This is a genomic window from Sphingomicrobium sp. (assembly GCA_036563485.1).
Taxonomy (GTDB): Bacteria; Pseudomonadota; Alphaproteobacteria; order Sphingomonadales; family Sphingomonadaceae; genus Sphingomicrobium.
Genome location: DATCMI010000001.1, coordinates 426,793 through 443,864, shown reverse-complemented (window position 1 = coordinate 443,864; position 17,072 = coordinate 426,793). Strand labels below are relative to the sequence as shown.

The following is a 17,072-nucleotide window of genomic DNA, read 5'->3' as shown; positions in this document are numbered from 1 at the left end:
CATGGCCACCGACGTCCAAGTCCCCGCGCTCGGGGAATCGATCACCGAAGGCACGCTTGCGCAGTGGCTGAAGAAGCCGGGGGAGGCGGTCGCCGCCGACGAAGCGATCGCCAGCCTGGAAACCGACAAGGTCAGCGTCGAAGTGCCTTCGCCCATCGCCGGCGTGATGGGCGAGCAGCTCGCTAACGAGGGCGACAATGTCGCGGTCGGCGCCATCATTGCCCGAATTAACGAAGCAGGCTCGGCCGCGGAGGTCGGCGCCGCCTCGACGGCCACCAACCCCGCCGGTGCGGGCGAGAACCCTCAGCTGCGCGGCACCGAGAACGCGCCGGAGCCGGCACCTGCCGAGCAGGGCGGCGAAACCTCGGCGTCCGACGAAGGCGTGATGACCATGTCCCCGGCGGTGCGCCGAGCGGTGCTCGAGCATCATGTCGACCCGACCAAGATCAAGGGCACCGGCAAGGATGGCCGCCTGACCAAGGACGACGTGATTGCCGCCGCTCAGGCGCAGAAGTCGCAAGCGCCGGAGGCGAAGGCTCCGGCAGCGCCTGCTCCAGCGCCCGCAACGCAGCAGGCGAGGCCTGCCACGTCCACCGGCGGCGAGCGCCGCGAAGAGCGCGTGAAGATGTCGCGCCTCCGCCAGACGATCGCCAAGCGCCTGAAGGACGCGCAGAACACCGCCGCGCTGCTGACCACCTTCAACGACGTCGACATGACCGCCGTTATCGAGGCGCGCGCCCGCTACAAGGACCTGTTCGAAAAGAAGCACGGCATCCGCCTCGGCTTCATGGGCTTCTTCGTGAAGGCCTGCGCGCTCGCCGCCAAGGACGTGCCGTCGGTGAATGCCAGCATCGAAGGCGACGAGATCGTCTATCGCGACTATCTCGATGTCTCGGTGGCGGTGTCGGCGCCGAAGGGCCTCGTCGTTCCGGTGGTCCGCAATGCTCACGCCATGAGCTTCGCCGAGATCGAGAAGACCATCGCCGATTATGGCAAGCGCGCCAAGGAAGGCACGCTGACCATGGACGAGATGACCGGCGGCACCTTCACCATCTCAAACGGCGGCGTGTTCGGCTCTTTGCTGTCGACGCCGATCATCAACCCGCCGCAATCCGCTGTGCTCGGCATGCACCGCATCGAGGAGCGGCCGGTGGTCAAGGACGGCCAGATCGTCGCCCGGCCGATGATGTATCTCGCGCTAAGCTACGACCACCGCCTAATCGACGGCCGCGAAGCGGTGACGTTCCTGGTGCGCGTCAAGGAAGCGATCGAGGACCCGACGCGGCTGCTGATCGACCTTTAGGTCGAGCGGAACCTCGGCTTAACCTCGACAGCAGACCAACTTACTTGCTCTCCGCCAGCCAGATCGTGTGCTGCGCGCCTTTACCGTTGCTGCGGGCGCGGACCTGCGTCGGGTTCGCGGCGAAGCCGTTAGCGTTGAGCCTTCTCGTGAAGGCAGGGTCGTCGGCCGCGGACCAGATTGCCAGGATCCCGCCGCGCACGAGCGCCGATTTCGCCGCTGCGAGGCCGGGGGCCGAATAGAGGCGGTCGTTCCCGGCACGCGTCAGCCCATCGGGCCCGTTGTCCACGTCGAGCAGGATCGCGTCATATTCGCCGCGCGCCGCCGCGATCACCGCCGCGACATCTTCCGCCACTACCGTCACCCGCGGGTGGTCGAGGCAGCCCGCAGTCAGCTCCGCCATCGGCCCGCGTGCCCAGGAGATGATCTCCGGGACCAGTTCCGAAACCACCACCGTCGCTTGGTCCGGAAGCACCGCGAGGGCGGCCCGAAGCGTGAACCCCATGCCATAGCCGCCGATCAGCAGGCGCGGATTGCTGCGGTTCTTCAGCCGCTCCCAGGTCAAGGACGCGAGCGCTTCCTCCGACCCGCTCATCCGGCTGTTCATCAGCTCGTTGCGGTCGAGCACGATCATGAAATCGCGGTCTCGCCGGAACAGGCGCAGTTCCTCGCCGCCCGGCACCCTGGCCGTGCCGAGCAGTTCGCGCATTTTCATCGTTGGGCGGCTACTTGCGGGCCTTTCGGGCCGCATATTTCGCGTCGCGCGCGGCCTTGCGCTCTTCTTCGGTAGGTGGCGGCGGGGCAGCGGCCCTTTCGGCTTTGGCCGCAGCCTCGGCTTCGCGCGCGGCTTTCTTGGCGGCGGACTTTTCGGCGGCCTTGGCTTCGCGCTGCTCCTGCCGCGCCTTGCGCTCCGCCACGACCTTCTCGTCCATCGGCGGTTTGGCCTTCAGCCTGGCGAGCGCTTTCTCCCGCGCCTCGGCCGCATTCCTGATCCGGTCTTGAAAGCTGTCGTTGTAAGTCACGCGTGCTGGTCTCCAATCCAATGTTCAGTCGCAGACGAAGAGCAATGCGGCAACATCTAACCCTTGCCGTCGGCGCGGCTGGCACAGGTGGGTGGATTCAGGCGCTGCGGCCCCTTATGTCGCGCCCGACACATTTTCCTCCCGAAAGAGAACGATGGCTGATTACGATTTCGACGTCCTGGTGATTGGCGCCGGCCCCGGCGGTTATGTCGCGGCGATCCGCGCCGCGCAGCTCGGCCTGAAGACCGCCTGCGCCGAAAGCCGCGAGACGCTCGGCGGGACCTGCCTCAACGTCGGCTGCATTCCGTCAAAGGCGCTTCTCCACGCGTCCGAGCTGTTCGAGGAGGCCGCGCACGGCACGCTCGCCAAATGGGGCGTCAAGGCTTCGAACGTCGAGCTCGACCTCGGCCAGATGCACGCGACCCGGATCGAAGCGATCAAGGGCCTGACCGGCGGCATCGAGTTCCTGTTCAAGAAGAACAAGGTCGAGTGGCTGAAGGGCCATGCGACATTCGAGAGCGCCGACACCGTCACCGTTGCCGGTCGCACGGTCCGCGCCAAGAACATCGTCATCGCCACCGGATCGTCGGTCACTCAGCTGCCCGGCATCACCGTCGATCAGGAGAGGATCGTCGATTCCACCGGCGCGCTGGAGCTGGCGCAGGTGCCCAAGCGCCTGGTCGTCATCGGCGGCGGCGTCATCGGGCTCGAGCTCGGCTCGGTGTGGAAGCGCCTCGGCGCCGAAGTTACCGTCGTCGAGTTCCTCGACCAGATCCTGCCGGGCTTCGACGGCGACGTCCGCAAGGAAGCCAAAAAGATTTTCAAGAAGCAGGGCTTCGAGTTCAAGCTCTCGACCAAGGTCACCAAGGCCGAGCGCAACGGCGACACCGTGACGCTGACCGTCGAGCCCGCCGCCGGCGGCGCGGCCGAGACCATCGAGGCAGACGTCGTCCTCGTGTCGATCGGTCGCAAGCCGAACACCGAGAACCTCGGCCTCGAAAAGGCCGGGCTCCAGCTCAACAAGCGTGGCCAGGTCGAAACGGACCACGACTTCCGCACCTCGGTGCCGGGCATCTGGGCGATCGGCGACGTCATCCCGGGTCCGATGCTCGCCCACAAGGCGGAGGACGAAGGCATCGCGGTCGCGGAGAATATTGCCGGCCAGACCGGCATCGTGAACCACGCGGTGATCCCGTCGGTGGTCTACACCATGCCGGAAATCGCGGGTGTCGGCCTCACCGAAGAAGAGGCGAAGGCCGGCGGCGAGATCAAGGTCGGCAAGTTCCCGATGCTCGCCAACAGCCGGGCCAAGACCAATCGCGAGATGGACGGCTTCGTGAAGGTCATCGCCGACGCCAAGTCGGATCGCGTGCTCGGCGTCTGGGTCATCGCCTCGGTTGCGGGGACGATGATCGGCGAAGCGGCGTTGGCCATGGAGTTCGGCGCGACATCCGAAGACATCGCCTACACCTGCCACCCGCACCCGACGCACGAGGAAGCGCTCAAGGAAGCGGCGATGGCAGTCACAGGCAAGCCGATCCACATCTGACCGGCTGCGCAGACGCGCTGCTCAGCGCTTCTCCGGCTTGCCGCCCGGCGTCCAGCTCGGCACGAAGCGGCTGTTCGCCAGCCAGCGCATCGGCGCGACCAGCGAGCGGATAGCCGCCGTCATGAATGGGATGTCGAGCTTGGCGTTGGTGTCGTCCGGCTTGTGATAGGTCGGCACCACCGCCCAGCCCGACACCGTGTGCGCAACCACGCCTTTCAAGGCGAGCGAGTAATTGTCCGATCGCTCGAAGAACCGCTGCTCGGGATAGGGGTCACGCGCGACCAGCCCGCCCTGCTTCTTCAGGGCCGGACCCAGGGTGGAGCGCTCGAACCCCGTCATCATCAAATTGTTCTTCGGCAGCTTGGGATCCTGCGCGCCGATCATCTCGAACGAGAGATTGGCGACGATCTGAGTGAGCGGCACCGGCGGATGCTCGGCGAAAAAAGTCGATCCGAATCCGCCCAGCTCCTCGCTGCCGAAGGCTGCGAAGATGATGCTGCGCCGCGGCTTCTTGCCCGCCGCCAGGGTTTTCGCCAGCTCCATTACCGCCGTCGTGCCCGACGCATCGTCGTTCGCGCCGTGCATGATCGTCCCGTCTGCCCGGACGCCGAGATGGTCGAGGTGCGCGCTCAGCAGGATCGTGCCTGCCTTCGCATCGCTGCCCTTCAGATAGCCGATCGCGTTGGTGGTGATTGCCTTTTCCAGCTTCACCGGCACCTTGAGCTCGACCGCCGCCTCAGGCTTGCTCGCCATCAGCGCCAGTGCCGACGCCGGGACCAGCGCAAGCGTCACTTCACCTTCCGGCGCCTTGCCCTCCAGATATGTCGGAAGCCGAGCCTGGCCGCCGACCATCCCGAGCAGCCCGCGGCTGGCCTCGGTTTCCGGCAACAGCAGCAGCTTGACCTTTTTACGCGCCGCGGCGCCGAACAGGGCGCGGGCATCCGCTGCCGGGTCGGTGACGAGCACGACCGGGGCACTCGGCAGCTTGGCCGGGTCGGCGGAACTGATGATCGTGAGCGGCCCGGACACCGCATTGCCCGACGCCAGGATCAGCGTCGGCGCGGCAATCGGCGTTCCGCCGACCGTCATGGACGGCGCGCCGTCCAGCCGTGTCCGGATCACCGTGGCCTGTTGAAGATAGCCGTCCATGCCCGGTGCCGGCACCAGTCCGTAGGACTGGAACTGAGACGCCACATAAGCCGCAGCGATGGCTTCGTCGCGGGTCGCGCTTCCGCGCCCTTGCAGCGCATCGCTGGCGAGGAAGGTCTGATGTGCCGACACGGACCGCTCGGTTATTGTGCTCTGTGCAGTGCTTGGCGCTGCGGCAACGGCGCTGCTGGCGAGCAGCAGCGCGGCAAAACGAATGAACATCGGTCCCCCCTTGGACGAAACTTGGTGTGCTTAGTGGTCGTGCCCGATCAGGATAGCCAGGCCTTGAGGACATCGAGCAGACTGACGTCGGCCTGCGCCCGCACCGGCGCCGCCGGCGCGCATTCCACGCAGCGCGCCTGGATGCTCGGGCCGTTCAGGATGGCTCGCACCTCCGCCATGGCAGCCGCAAGCTGCTGCTGCGGCGCTCGAGCGAGGGAGGCGAACGCGTCCTGCGGCGCTGCGTTCGCGTCGCTTTCCTCTGACGCGATGGAATCGATCAGTTCCTGCTTGAAGCCCTTCGGCGCCTCGAAATAACGGACTCGCCGCTCGTCGCCGAGCTTCGCCAGCTGCGCCGCCTTGGCGATGGCTTCCTCCATGCCGCCGAAGCCGTCGACGAGGCCTATCTGGCGGGCGGAACCGCCGTCCCACACCCGGCCCTGCGCGATCTCGTTGACCTGCTGCGGGGTCTTCTTCCGCGACTGCGCGACGAGGCTAAGGAACCGCGCATACGTCGCGTTGACGCCGGTCTGGATCAGCTGGTCGGCTTCAGCGGACGGCCCATGCCACAGGTCGGGCTCGCCGGACAGCGGCGTCGTCTTCACGCCATCGGCACCGAGGCCGAGCTTCTGCAGCGCGCCTTCGAAGCTCGGAAGCACGCCGAACACGCCAATCGAGCCGGTGATCGTTCCCGGTTCGGCGTAGATGAAGTTGGCGGGGGTCGCGACCCAATAGCCGCCGGAAGCGGCGACATTGCCCATCGACACCACAATCGGGATGTTCCGCGCCTTCGCCTGAAGCAGTGCTTGCCGGATGCGCTCGGACGCGAGCACGGATCCGCCGGGGCTGTCGACGCGAAGCACCAGCGCTTTCACGCCGGCGTCGACTGCTCGGCCAATCTCCTCCGCTACCGTGTCGCCGCCGGCGGTGCCGGGGCCAGCCTTGCCGTCGACGATCATGCCGGCGACGGTGACGACGCCGATCGGGCCGGTCGGCTCCTCGACCACGTCGCGCACGTACGACGCCAGCTTGATGTCGGCGAACCCCTCCGCATTGCCGCTTTCGCCGCCGAGTTGCGCCAGCCTTTTTTCATAATCCTCGCGGCTGCCGATCTTGTCGACGAAGCCGTTCTCAAGCGCGGCTTTCGCCATGTCGCCGCCCGCGGCCTCGACGGCGCCGTTCATGTCTTTGAGGAACAGGTCGACATTCGCCTTCGGACGCGCCTGCTTGACGCTCTGGCGCCACGTCTCGAGCCGGGCCTGGGCGAGCGCCAGCGCGTTCTGCCGCGCCTCGGGCGACATGTCGTTGCGGATGAACGGCTCGACTGCCGCCTTGTAGGTGCCGACGCGATAGACGTTGGCCGTCACACCGAGCTTGTCGAGTAGGCCCTTGTAGTAGAGGTTCGCGCCGCCCGGTCCCGTGAGCAGCACCGCACCCAGTGGGTTCAGCCAGATCTCCGACGCCGCGGACGCCAGCTGGTAGCTGCTGTCGGTATAGCCAACTCCGTACGCGACCACCGGCTTGCCGCTTGCGCGCACCCGCCGCACCGCGTCGGCGAGATCGCCGACGGCCACCTGCCCACCACCCAGGAACCCATCGAGGTCCAAAGCAACGGCTTTCACGCGGCTGTCGTCCTTCGCTTTGTCGAGGGCGGCGACGAGGTCGCGCAGGCGATATTCGCCCAGGCGGCTGCCGCTCGCGACGTCCGACCAGGATGCGCGTGCCGGCTGCTCGACGAGGCTGCCGTTGAGGTTCAGCGCAAGGACGCCGTCCTTCACGGGCGCCGGCCGCGCGGAAAGCGCGCCGTACAGCAAGGCGAAGAACAGCAGCATCGCGACCAGGACCATCGCGTCCTTGATCCCGACCAGCAGCTTCCAGATCGCGCGTATGAATTTCATGTGCAGGGCCTCTGAAGGTTCTTGCCGCCTCGCTAGCGGAGCTTGCGGCGAGCGGCCAAACCTTTTCGATATACAACCTTGTCGCTACGCGGCCGGTATGGACGCAAGTCGGGACAGTGCAGAGGAGCAGGCGGGTCGGCCGTGGCGCGGTGAATTCCGGGCGATGATGGCGCTCGCCTGGCCGCTGATCCTTGCAAGCCTCACGCAGCAGGTCATCCATTCGACGGACATCATCTTGATGGGCCGGCTCGGAGAAGTGGCGCTCGCCGCGACAACGCTAGCGCTGAACTTCGCCTTCGTCTTCAACGTCGTCCTGCTCGGGCTCCTGCTCGCGTCGTCGCCAATGATGGCGACGGCGCTTGGCCATCGCTCGAACGCCGTGCGGGACGTGCGTCGCACCTTCCGTGCCGGGCTGTGGCTGCTGATCATCGCCATGCCGCCTTACTGGCTGCTGCTGTGGAACCTGGCTCCGATCATGCTTGCGCTCGGCCAATCGGCGGAGCTTGCCGAGAGCGGACAGACGTTCATCCGCGCTTACATGTGGTGCACCGCGCCGTGGCTGCTGTTCCAGCTGTTGCGCAATTTCGTCGCCGCCTTGGAGCGGCCGCGCATCGTCCTGTGGCTCAGCCTCGCCGCGATCGTCGTCAACGCGCTCCTGGGCTGGTCGTTGATCTTCGGTCACTTCGGCCTGCCCGCCTTGGGTATCGTCGGCGGCGGGCTGGGAAGCACGATCACCTGGACCTTCGCCTGCGTGGCCTTGATCCTGCTCATCAGGCGTGACCGGCAATTCAGGCGCTTTCATCTGTTCGGCCGCTGGTGGCGGTTCGACCGTGAACGGTCACTCGCGATGAGCCGGCTGGGATGGCCGATCGGCCTGTCGCTTGCGCTGGAGGTCGGCGTCTTCGCCATGGCGGCTTATTTCATGGGCTGGATCGGGACATCGGCCGTTGCCGCTCACGCGGTCGCAATCCAGTTCGCAGCGCTCACGTTCATGGTGCCTGTCGGCATCAGCCAGGCGGCGACGGTGCGCGTCGGTCGCGCCCTCGGCGCCGGCGACACGGACGGGCTCGGCCGTGCCGGCTGGACGGCATGGACTATCGGCATCGTCTTCATGGCGGCGGCTGCGCTCGGGATGTGGATCTACCCGCACGAGATCGTCGCTTTGTTCCTTGGCCCCAGCGCTAGCGCCGAAACACGCGGGCTCGCGGTCACCTTCCTTGGCGTGGCGGCTGCGTTCCAGATCGTCGACGGGGCTCAGGTGATCAGCGCCGGCATGCTGCGCGGCCTCCACGATACAAGGTGGCCGCTGATCTATGCCGCCGTCGGCTATTGGGTAGTCGGGCTCGGCATTGCCGTATGGCTCGGCTTTGGGCTCGACTGGAAGGGGCTCGGCATCTGGATCGGCCTTGCGAGCGGCCTTGCCGCCGTCGCCGTGCTGATGCTGTTCCGCTGGATCAGGCGGGAGCGGCTCGGCCTGACCCGGCTTCAGCACGCCTAGAAAAATCTGCTCCGCGCACCTGTTGACAGATGAACAGGGCACAACCACATGCCCTCGCATCGCTGGCACTCCCAACGTGAGAGTGCCAGCGGCTAAGGTTCAACAGAGCAAATAGAGGGGCTCATTATGGGTTTCAGGCCGCTTCATGACCGTGTTCTCGTCCGCCGCGTCGAGGCTGACGAGAAGACCGCGGGCGGGATCATCATTCCCGACACCGCCAAGGAAAAGCCGCAGGAAGGCGAAGTCGTCGCCGTCGGCGCCGGCGCCAAGTCCGAAGACGGCAAGGTTTCGCCGCTGGACGTCAAGGCCGGCGACAAGATCCTGTTCGGCAAGTGGTCGGGCACCGAAGTGAAGATCGACGGTGAAGACCTCATCATCATGAAGGAAAGCGACATCCTCGGGATCGTCGGCTGACCAGGGCCTCACGCGCGTGCGCGTAAGACCATCAACTTTGTGAACTTTCGAAATCAGGAAAGGGTAGCCAAATGGCAGCCAAGGACGTGAAATTCAGCCGCGATGCGCGTGAGCGCATCCTCGCCGGCGTCGACATTCTCGCCAATGCGGTGAAGGTGACGCTGGGCCCCAAGGGCCGCAACGTCGTCATCGACAAGAGCTTCGGCGCACCGCGCATCACAAAGGACGGCGTCACCGTCGCCAAGGAAATCGAACTTAAGGACAAGTTCGAGAACATGGGCGCGCAGATGGTGCGCGAGGTCGCTTCCAAGACCAACGACCTCGCCGGCGATGGCACCACCACCGCCACCGTCCTCGCCCAGGCGATCGTTCGTGAAGGCATGAAGTCGGTCGCAGCCGGCATGAACCCGATGGACCTGAAGCGCGGCATCGACCTCGCGGTCGGCAAGGTCGTCGCGGACCTCAAGAGCCGTTCAAAGGACGTCGCGGGCACGCAGGAAATCGCGCAGGTCGGCATCATCTCGGCGAACGGCGACAAAGAAGTCGGCGAGAAGATCGCCGAAGCGATGGAAAAGGTCGGCAAGGAAGGCGTGATCACCGTCGAAGAGGCGAAGGGTCTCGAATTCGAGCTCGACGTCGTCGAAGGCATGCAGTTCGACCGCGGCTATTTGTCGCCTTACTTCATCACCAACCCGGAAAAGATGCAGGTCGAGCTTAGCGATCCCTACATCCTCATCCACGAGAAGAAGCTGTCGAACCTCCAGGCGATGCTGCCGATCCTCGAAGCCGTGGTTCAGAGCGGCCGTCCGCTGCTGATCATCGCCGAGGATATCGAGGGCGAAGCGCTGGCGACCCTGGTCGTCAACAAGCTGCGCGGCGGCCTCAAGGTCGCGGCGGTTAAGGCGCCGGGCTTCGGTGATCGCCGCAAGGCGATGCTCGAGGACATCGCGATCCTGACCGGCGGCGAGATGATCAGCGAGGATCTCGGCATCAAGCTCGAGAGCGTTACGCTGAACATGCTCGGCCAGGCCAAGCGCGTCACGATCGACAAGGACAACACGACGATCGTCGACGGCAACGGCACCCGCGAAGCCATCGAAGGCCGCGTCGGCGCCATCCGTCAGCAGATCGACACGACGACCTCCGACTACGACCGTGAAAAGCTGCAGGAGCGGCTGGCGAAGCTCGCCGGCGGCGTTGCGGTGATCAAGGTCGGCGGCGCCTCGGAAGTTGAAGTGAAGGAGCGCAAGGACCGCGTCGACGACGCTCTCCACGCGACTCGCGCTGCGGTCGAGGAAGGCATCGTCCCGGGCGGCGGTACGGCGCTCCTCTATGCCACCAAGGCTCTCGAAGGCCTGAAGGGCGAGAATGACGACCAGACCCGCGGCGTCGATATCATCCGCAAGGCGCTTTACGCGCCGCTGCGGCAGATCGCCGAGAACGCCGGTCACGACGGCGCGGTCGTTTCGGGCCGCTTGCTCGACGGTAACGACCCGACCCAGGGCTTCAACGCCCAGACCGACCAGTACGAGAACCTCGTCCAGTCGGGCGTGATCGATCCGACCAAGGTCGTCCGCACGGCGCTTCAGGACGCGGCTTCGGTTGCGGGTCTCCTCATCACCACCGAGGCGACCATTGCCGAGCTGCCGGAAGACAAGCCTGCCCCGGCGATGGCCGGTGCCGGCGGCATGGGCGGAATGGACTTCTAAGCCAGTCCTTCAGTTCGCTTGATTGGAGGGGCCGGTGGAGCGATCCGCCGGCCCTTCTTCGTTGGCCAGGCTGTCGAGCATCGAATCCGCTTCGTTCAGCTGGTCTGATTCCGCGGCCGTCGGCGCGGCAGGCTTGTCGTCGCTACACCCAGGAACGAGGAGCAAGGCGGCAAGGAAAATCGGTCGCATCGCCGCCGACTAGCACAAAAAAAGGGCCGCCCCACGAGGGAGCGGCCCTTTGTAACTGGCTCAGAAAAGCGAGCTTACTTGTTCTCGGTCGCGTTCTCGACGGCCTCGCCGGCGTTCTCGACGGCGTCGCCGGCGTTCTCGACAGCGTTGCTCGCCGCATTGAGCGCCTGGTCGGCAGCTTCGCTGGCGTTGGTCGCAGCAGCGTTGGTGTCCGCTTCGGCGCTGTTTTCAACGGCGGTTTCGTTGGCGGTGTTGTTGTCGGCGGCGTTGTTGTTGCACGCGGCCAGGCCGAGCGCGAGAACCGCCGAAGTCACAATGGCAACCTTCTTCATGAACGTTCCACTCCCTTAAAAAGTGCCCCTGGGGTGGGCACTACCCCGACCTTAACGTTCGATTCGCTCAGGCCAGACCTGTGGCAATAATCGCAATCCCTACCAATGCACAAGAGATTATTTTTAAACGACGAATTGACGATATAAAGATATCTTTATATCCTTATCTCGTGCCCGTGACCCTTCCGCTTGCCGACCGCTTCCAGGCGCTTGCCGATCCTACCCGGCTGCGCGTGCTGATGCTGCTGCGGCTGATGGAGCTTTCCGTCGGCGAGCTTGCGCAATTGCTGGGGCAAAGCCAGCCGCGCGTTTCGCGACACCTGAAGATCCTCGCCGATGCCGGGCTGCTGGAGCGGCGAAAGGAAGGCAGCTGGGTTTTCGTGACGCTCGCCGACGCCGCCCGCGCCGAGGCCATGTTCGCGCTGGTCGATTCCTGGTCCGATGCTGAAACCAAGGCTTCGTTCGCCTCGGACGCGGCCCGGACCGAAAGCATTCGCGCCGAACGCGCAGAGGCGGCTAACCGCTATTTCGCCGGTCACGCCGAGATCTGGGACCAGATCCGCTCGCTGCACGTCGCCGAAAGCGAGGTCGAGCGTGCCATCGACGGAGCACTCGGCAAGAGATCCCTTGGCCGTTTCGTCGACATCGGCACGGGTACGGGCAGGATGATCGAATTGTTCGGCCCACGCGCGTCGCAGGCGATGGGTATCGACCGGTCGTCCGACATGCTCCGCCTGGCACGGGTGAAGCTCGAGGCGGCGGGGATCAACTCGAGCTTGAGGCAGGGCGACATGTACGCGCTGCCGCTCGCGGATCACAGTGCCGACACGATCGTCATCCACCAGGTGCTTCATTATGCCCACTCGCCCGCATCCGCGATCGCCGAAGCGTCGCGCGTGCTCGCGCCCGGCGGCACCTTGCTGGTCGTCGATTTCGCCGCCCACGAGCGGGAAGAACTGCGCAGCAGCGACGCTCACATTCGTCTCGGGTTCGAGGACGAGGTGATGGCGGCCTGGTTCTCCTCGGCAGGTTTGGAAGTCGATCAGGTGCGGCATCTCAAGGGCGGCGAACTGACGGTGACGCTCTGGCGCGGCGTGAAGGCCGCGGTGCCGCAAAGGCGCGCAGCATGAACGCGTTCGAACGGCTTAGCCGCCACCAGCTGTTGTTCGCTGAAGCCCGCGGCGACATCGACCTCAGCTTCGAATTCTTCCCGCCCAAGACGGAGAAGATGGAGCAGAACCTTTGGGAGTCGATCAAGACTCTCGAGCCGCTTCAGCCGCGCTTCGTTTCCGTGACCTACGGCGCTGGCGGATCGACGCGTGAGCGCACGCATGCGACCGTCGAGCGGATCCTCAAGGAAACCTCGTTGACGCCCGCCGCGCATCTGACTTGCGTCGGCGCCTCGCGTGACGAGGTGGACGCTGTTGCACGCGACTATTGGGAACTCGGCGTGCGCCATTTGGTCGCGCTTCGCGGCGACCCGCCGGAGCCCGGCACGAAGTACCAGCCGCACCCGCAAGGATATCGCGACGCCACCGAGTTGGTCACCGGGCTCAAGCAGGTCGGCGATTTCGACATCTCCGTCGCCGCCTATCCGGAAAGCCACCCGGACTCTTCGACCCGCGCCTTCGACCTCGAAAACCTGCGCCGGAAGGTCGATGCGGGCGCTAGCCGCGCGATCACGCAATTCTTCTTCTCGGCCGACTGCTTCTTCCGTTTCCGGGATGACGCGGCGGCGGCGGGGATCGACGTCGAGATTGTGCCCGGAATCCTGCCCGTCTCCAGCGTCGCGCAGACACGCCGGTTCGCGGACATGTGCGGCGCCTCCATTCCCGAGTGGCTCAACCAGATGTTCGAAGGCTTGGACGATCTGCCGGCTGCACGCCAGCTCATCGCGGCGACGGTCGCTGCGGAGCTGTGCGGCCAGCTCTACGCCGGCGGCGTGCGTCACTTCCACTTCTACACGCTGAACCGCGCGGAGCTCAGCTATGCGATTTGCCACTTGCTGGGCGTGAGGGCGAAAGCATGAGCACGGCCCACCAGCTGCGCGCCGAAGCCGGGCGGCGCATCCTGATCAAGGACGGGCCCTACGGCACTGCCATCCAGGCCGAAAAGCTTGATGCCGCGGCCTATTGCGCAGGCCTCGACCTGATGCGTGACCAGAAGGGCAACAACGACCTTCTCAACATCACGCAGCCGCAGGTCATCCGCGGCATCGCCGAAGCCTTCGCCGAGGCGGGGGCGGAGATCCTCGCGACCAATACCTTCAACGCCAACCGCATCAGCCAGGGCGACTATGGCGCCGAGGACCTTGCTGCCGAGATGAACCGCGCATCGGCGCGCATCATCCGCGACGTTGCCGACCGCGCCAGCGCAAAGGACGGCAAGCCGCGCTGGGTCGCCGGCGCGATGGGTCCCACCAACAAGACGCTGTCGCTCTCGCCCAACGTCAACGACCCGGGCTTCCGTGAAGTCGACTTCGATCAGGTCAAAGCCATCTACCGCGAACAGGCCGATGCGCTTGTCGAGGGCGGCGCTGATTTCATCCTGATCGAAACCGTGTTCGATACGCTTAACGCCAAGGCGGCGATCATGGCGGGCCTCGAAGCGGAGCAGGCGCTCGGCCGCGAGCTGCCACTCATGATTTCGATGACGCTGACCGATTTGTCCGGCCGCAATCTTTCCGGTCATACCGTCGAAGCGTTCTGGGCGTCCGTCCGCCATGCCAAGCCGCTGACCATCGGCCTCAACTGCTCCTTCGGCGCAGCGCAGCTGCGTCCGCACCTCGCGGCGCTCGCAGCGACGGCCGACACGCTGATCATGGCTTATCCGAATGCCGGCCTGCCGAATGAGCTTGGCGAATATGACGAAGCGGCTGAGCAGACTGCTGCCCAGGTCCGCGAATGGGTGGACAGCAACCTCGTGAACATTGTCGGCGGGTGCTGCGGGACGACTCCCGCGCACATCGCCGCGATCGCCGGAGCGGTGCGCGATTGCACGCCGCGCACCGTTCCGGCTCCTCGCCGCGGCACGCTGCTGGCGGGGCTCGAGCCGATGACCATCGCCGCCTGATCATGGAGCATTCGAAAGTGGAACAGGCCGGCGCCGGCGCGCGCTTCGTCAATATCGGCGAGCGCTGCAACGTCACCGGGTCGGCGCGGTTCAAGAAGCTCGTGCTCGCCGACGATTTCGACGCCGCTGTCGAGGTCGCGCGCGATCAGGTCGAGAACGGCGCCCAAATCCTCGACGTCAACGTGGACGAGGCGCTGCTCGATTCCGAAGCGGCGATGACGACTTTTCTCAAGCGCATCGCGGCAGAGCCGGACATCGCTCGGATCCCAGTGATGATCGACAGCTCCAAATGGAGCGTCATCGAAGCCGGGCTGAAGTGCGTCTCGGGCAAGCCAGTGGTCAACTCGATCAGCCTCAAGGAAGGCGAGGGGCCGTTCCTGGAGCTTGCCGCCAAGTGCCGCGCCTACGGCGCCGCGGTCGTCGTCATGGCGTTCGACGAAGTCGGCCAGGCCGACACTGCAGAGCGCAAGGTCTCAATCTGCGAGCGCGCGTACAAGCTGCTGACTGCCCACGGCACGGAGCCCGGCGACATCATCTTCGACCCGAACATCTTTGCGGTCGCGACCGGCATCGATGAGCACCGCCGCTACGCCATCGACTTCATCGAAGCCGCCAGCGAAATCCGGCGGCGCTGCCCCGGCGCGCACATTTCCGGTGGGCTATCGAACCTCAGCTTTTCGTTCCGCGGCAACGAGCCGGTGCGCCGCGCCATGCACAGCGTGTTCCTGTTCCACGCCATCCCGGCGGGCATGGACATGGGCATCGTCAACGCGGGCCAGCTGGACGTCTACGACCAGATCGATCCGGAGCTTCGCGAGGCATGCGAGGACGTCATCCTCGACCGCCGCGACGATGCCACCGAGCGGCTGATCGCGCTCGCCGAGCGCTACAAGGGCACTGACGCGGCGGCTGAAAAGGCCGCTGCCGAATGGCGTTCGCTGCCGGTCGGCGAGCGGCTGTCCTACGCGCTTGTAAAGGGCATCGACGCTCATATCCTCGACGATACCGAGGAAGCGCGTCAGCAGGTCGAGCGCGAGGGCGGTCGTCCGATCGAGGTCATCGAAGGCCCGCTGATGGACGGCATGAACGTCGTCGGGGACCTGTTCGGCTCCGGCAAGATGTTCCTGCCGCAGGTCGTGAAGTCCGCGCGGGTCATGAAGCGCGCCGTCGCGCACCTCATTCCCTTCATCGAGGCCGAAAAGGAAAAGACCGGCGCCACCGCGGGCAAGGGCAGGGTCGTGATGGCGACCGTCAAGGGCGACGTTCACGACATCGGCAAGAACATCGTCGGCGTCGTCCTGCAGTGCAACGGCTTCGAGGTGATCGACCTCGGCGTCATGGTGCCGTGGCAGGACATCCTCCAGGCGGCGAACGACAATAATGCCGACATGATCGGGCTCAGCGGGCTCATCACGCCGTCGCTCGACGAGATGGTCACCGTCGCGGGCGAGATGCAGCGGCTCGGCCTCAAAACGCCGCTGCTGATCGGCGGTGCGACGACGAGCAAGGCGCACACCGCGCTGCGCATCGACCCCGCCTATGAAGGTCCGGTGATCCATGTGCTCGACGCCAGCCGGGCGGTCGGCGTCGCTTCGGCGATCGTCTCGGACACTCAGCGCGAGCCGCTGATCGCCTCGACCGCCGACGACTATGACAAGCTCCGCAAGTCGCGCGAGCGGAGTGGCCAGAGCGAGCTCGCCCCGCTCGGCGAAGCGCGCGCCAACGCCTTCGCTTATGATCCGGCCGGCAAGGCGCCGGCGCCGGCTTATCCCGGGCTTCACCAGATCGGCGAATGGCCGCTCAGCGACCTTCGCGCATCGATCGACTGGACGCCCTTCTTCCGCGCCTGGGAGCTGGCCGGCAATTACCCGGCCATCCTTGAGGACCCCGTGGTCGGCGAAAGCGCGACCAGCCTGTTCCAGGACGCCAATGCGATGCTCGACCGGATCATCGCCGAGCGTTGGCTGACGGCTCGGGCGACGGTCGGCCTGTGGCGCTGCAAGCGCGACGGCGACGATATTCTGGTGCTCGCCGGCAACGACTGGACGCGCGTGCCGATGCTGCGCCAGCAGGTGAAGAAGCGGGAAGGTCGCGCCAACCTTTGTCTCGCCGACTTTGTCGCGCCCGACGGCGAGGATTGGATGGGCGGCTTCGCGGTCGGCATTCACGGGCTTGAGCCGCACCTCGAACGCTTTGCCGCCGACAATGACGATTATTCGGACATCCTGCTCAAGGCGCTGTCGGACCGGCTGGCGGAAAGCCTCGCCGAAGTGCTTCATGCCGAAGTCCGCAATCGCCTCTGGGGCTATGCCGACGAGCATCTCTCCAACGCCGACCTGATCCGCGAGAAGTTCGCAGGCATCCGTCCGGCTCCGGGCTATCCCGCTTGCCCCGACCACAGCCTTAAGCCGATCCTGTTCAGCATGCTCGGTGACAATCCGGCCGGCGTGACGCTCACCGAAAATTTTGCCATGTGGCCGACATCGGCGGTGTCGGGATTCTACTTCGGCCATCGCGACAGCCAATATTTCGGCGTCGCCCGGATCGGCCGCGACCAGCTCGAGGATTATGCAGACCGCCGCGGCGTCTCGGTCGACCAGGCGGAGCGCTGGCTCCGCCCCAACCTCGACTAGGGCTTCGTCTCGCTTTAGCGCCAGCGCCATGCTTCGGCGCTTGCTGATCCTTGTGGCGTTATTGCTCTGGCCTGCGATAGCACAGGCC

At 65.7% G+C, this 17,072-nt stretch carries 14 protein-coding genes; 9 read left to right on the top strand and 5 right to left on the bottom strand.

Annotation, left to right across the window (positions count from 1 at the left end; all coding sequences use genetic code 11):
• The first annotated feature begins 1 nt into the window (after nt 1).
• On the top strand, nt 2-1,303 hold the full coding sequence (gene odhB, locus VIL42_02355; protein HEY8591688.1) for a 2-oxoglutarate dehydrogenase complex dihydrolipoyllysine-residue succinyltransferase: 1,302 nt from the start codon (nt 2-4) through the stop codon (nt 1,301-1,303).
• A 40-nt stretch (nt 1,304-1,343) separates the two neighbouring features.
• Here the strand turns inward: odhB and VIL42_02350 are convergent, their stop codons facing one another.
• Nucleotides 1,344-2,015, bottom strand: coding sequence for a spermidine synthase (locus VIL42_02350; GenBank protein HEY8591687.1), 672 nt, complete (start codon nt 2,013-2,015; stop codon nt 1,344-1,346).
• A gap of 10 nt (nt 2,016-2,025) precedes the next feature.
• A complete protein-coding gene (locus VIL42_02345; protein HEY8591686.1) occupies nt 2,026-2,322 on the bottom strand; it encodes a DUF6481 family protein in 297 nt (98 codons plus the stop codon).
• A 154-nt stretch (nt 2,323-2,476) separates the two neighbouring features.
• On the opposite strand from VIL42_02345, the gene lpdA reads away from it, so the two are divergent.
• Nucleotides 2,477-3,871: a dihydrolipoyl dehydrogenase gene (gene lpdA / locus VIL42_02340; GenBank protein ID HEY8591685.1), complete on the top strand. Its 1,395-nt coding sequence runs from the start codon at nt 2,477-2,479 to the stop codon at nt 3,869-3,871.
• 21 nt (nt 3,872-3,892) lie between these two features.
• Here the strand turns inward: lpdA and VIL42_02335 are convergent, their stop codons facing one another.
• Together VIL42_02335 and sppA are read right to left on the bottom strand one after the other, a co-directional pair.
• Entirely contained in the window at nt 3,893-5,242 is a 1,350-nt protein-coding gene (locus VIL42_02335; GenBank protein ID HEY8591684.1) for a M28 family peptidase, read from the bottom strand.
• 47 nt (nt 5,243-5,289) lie between these two features.
• Complete coding sequence (sppA, locus tag VIL42_02330; GenBank protein HEY8591683.1) at nt 5,290-7,137, bottom strand: signal peptide peptidase SppA; 1,848 nt, start codon at nt 7,135-7,137, stop codon at nt 5,290-5,292.
• Nucleotides 7,138-7,234: 97 nt separating this feature from the next.
• On the opposite strand from sppA, the gene VIL42_02325 reads away from it, so the two are divergent.
• From VIL42_02325 to groL, 3 genes are all read left to right on the top strand, one after another.
• Entirely contained in the window at nt 7,235-8,635 is a 1,401-nt protein-coding gene (locus tag VIL42_02325; protein HEY8591682.1) for an MATE family efflux transporter, read from the top strand.
• 126 nt (nt 8,636-8,761) lie between these two features.
• Nucleotides 8,762-9,049: a co-chaperone GroES gene (gene groES, locus VIL42_02320; GenBank protein ID HEY8591681.1), complete on the top strand. Its 288-nt coding sequence runs from the start codon at nt 8,762-8,764 to the stop codon at nt 9,047-9,049.
• A 71-nt stretch (nt 9,050-9,120) separates the two neighbouring features.
• Nucleotides 9,121-10,758 (top strand): chaperonin GroEL, encoded by a 1,638-nt coding sequence (groL, locus tag VIL42_02315; protein ID HEY8591680.1) that lies wholly within the window; start codon nt 9,121-9,123, stop codon nt 10,756-10,758.
• A 263-nt stretch (nt 10,759-11,021) separates the two neighbouring features.
• On the opposite strand, the gene VIL42_02310 is transcribed toward groL, so the two are convergent.
• Nucleotides 11,022-11,279, bottom strand: coding sequence for a hypothetical protein (locus VIL42_02310; protein HEY8591679.1), 258 nt, complete (start codon nt 11,277-11,279; stop codon nt 11,022-11,024).
• A 176-nt stretch (nt 11,280-11,455) separates the two neighbouring features.
• On the opposite strand from VIL42_02310, the gene VIL42_02305 reads away from it, so the two are divergent.
• Genes VIL42_02305 through metH form a run of 4 tightly spaced genes read left to right on the top strand, consistent with a single transcriptional unit; the run spans nt 11,456 to nt 16,984 of the window.
• Nucleotides 11,456-12,409: a metalloregulator ArsR/SmtB family transcription factor gene (locus VIL42_02305; GenBank protein HEY8591678.1), complete on the top strand. Its 954-nt coding sequence runs from the start codon at nt 11,456-11,458 to the stop codon at nt 12,407-12,409.
• Complete coding sequence (metF, locus tag VIL42_02300; GenBank protein ID HEY8591677.1) at nt 12,406-13,308, top strand: methylenetetrahydrofolate reductase; 903 nt, start codon at nt 12,406-12,408, stop codon at nt 13,306-13,308. The genes VIL42_02305 and metF overlap by 4 nt, the downstream gene beginning before the upstream one ends.
• Nucleotides 13,305-14,351 (top strand): homocysteine S-methyltransferase family protein, encoded by a 1,047-nt coding sequence (locus tag VIL42_02295; GenBank protein HEY8591676.1) that lies wholly within the window; start codon nt 13,305-13,307, stop codon nt 14,349-14,351. The genes metF and VIL42_02295 overlap by 4 nt, the downstream gene beginning before the upstream one ends.
• Before the next feature lie 2 nt (nt 14,352-14,353).
• Nucleotides 14,354-16,984 (top strand): methionine synthase, encoded by a 2,631-nt coding sequence (gene metH, locus VIL42_02290; GenBank protein HEY8591675.1) that lies wholly within the window; start codon nt 14,354-14,356, stop codon nt 16,982-16,984.
• Nucleotides 16,985-17,072 lie beyond the last annotated feature (88 nt).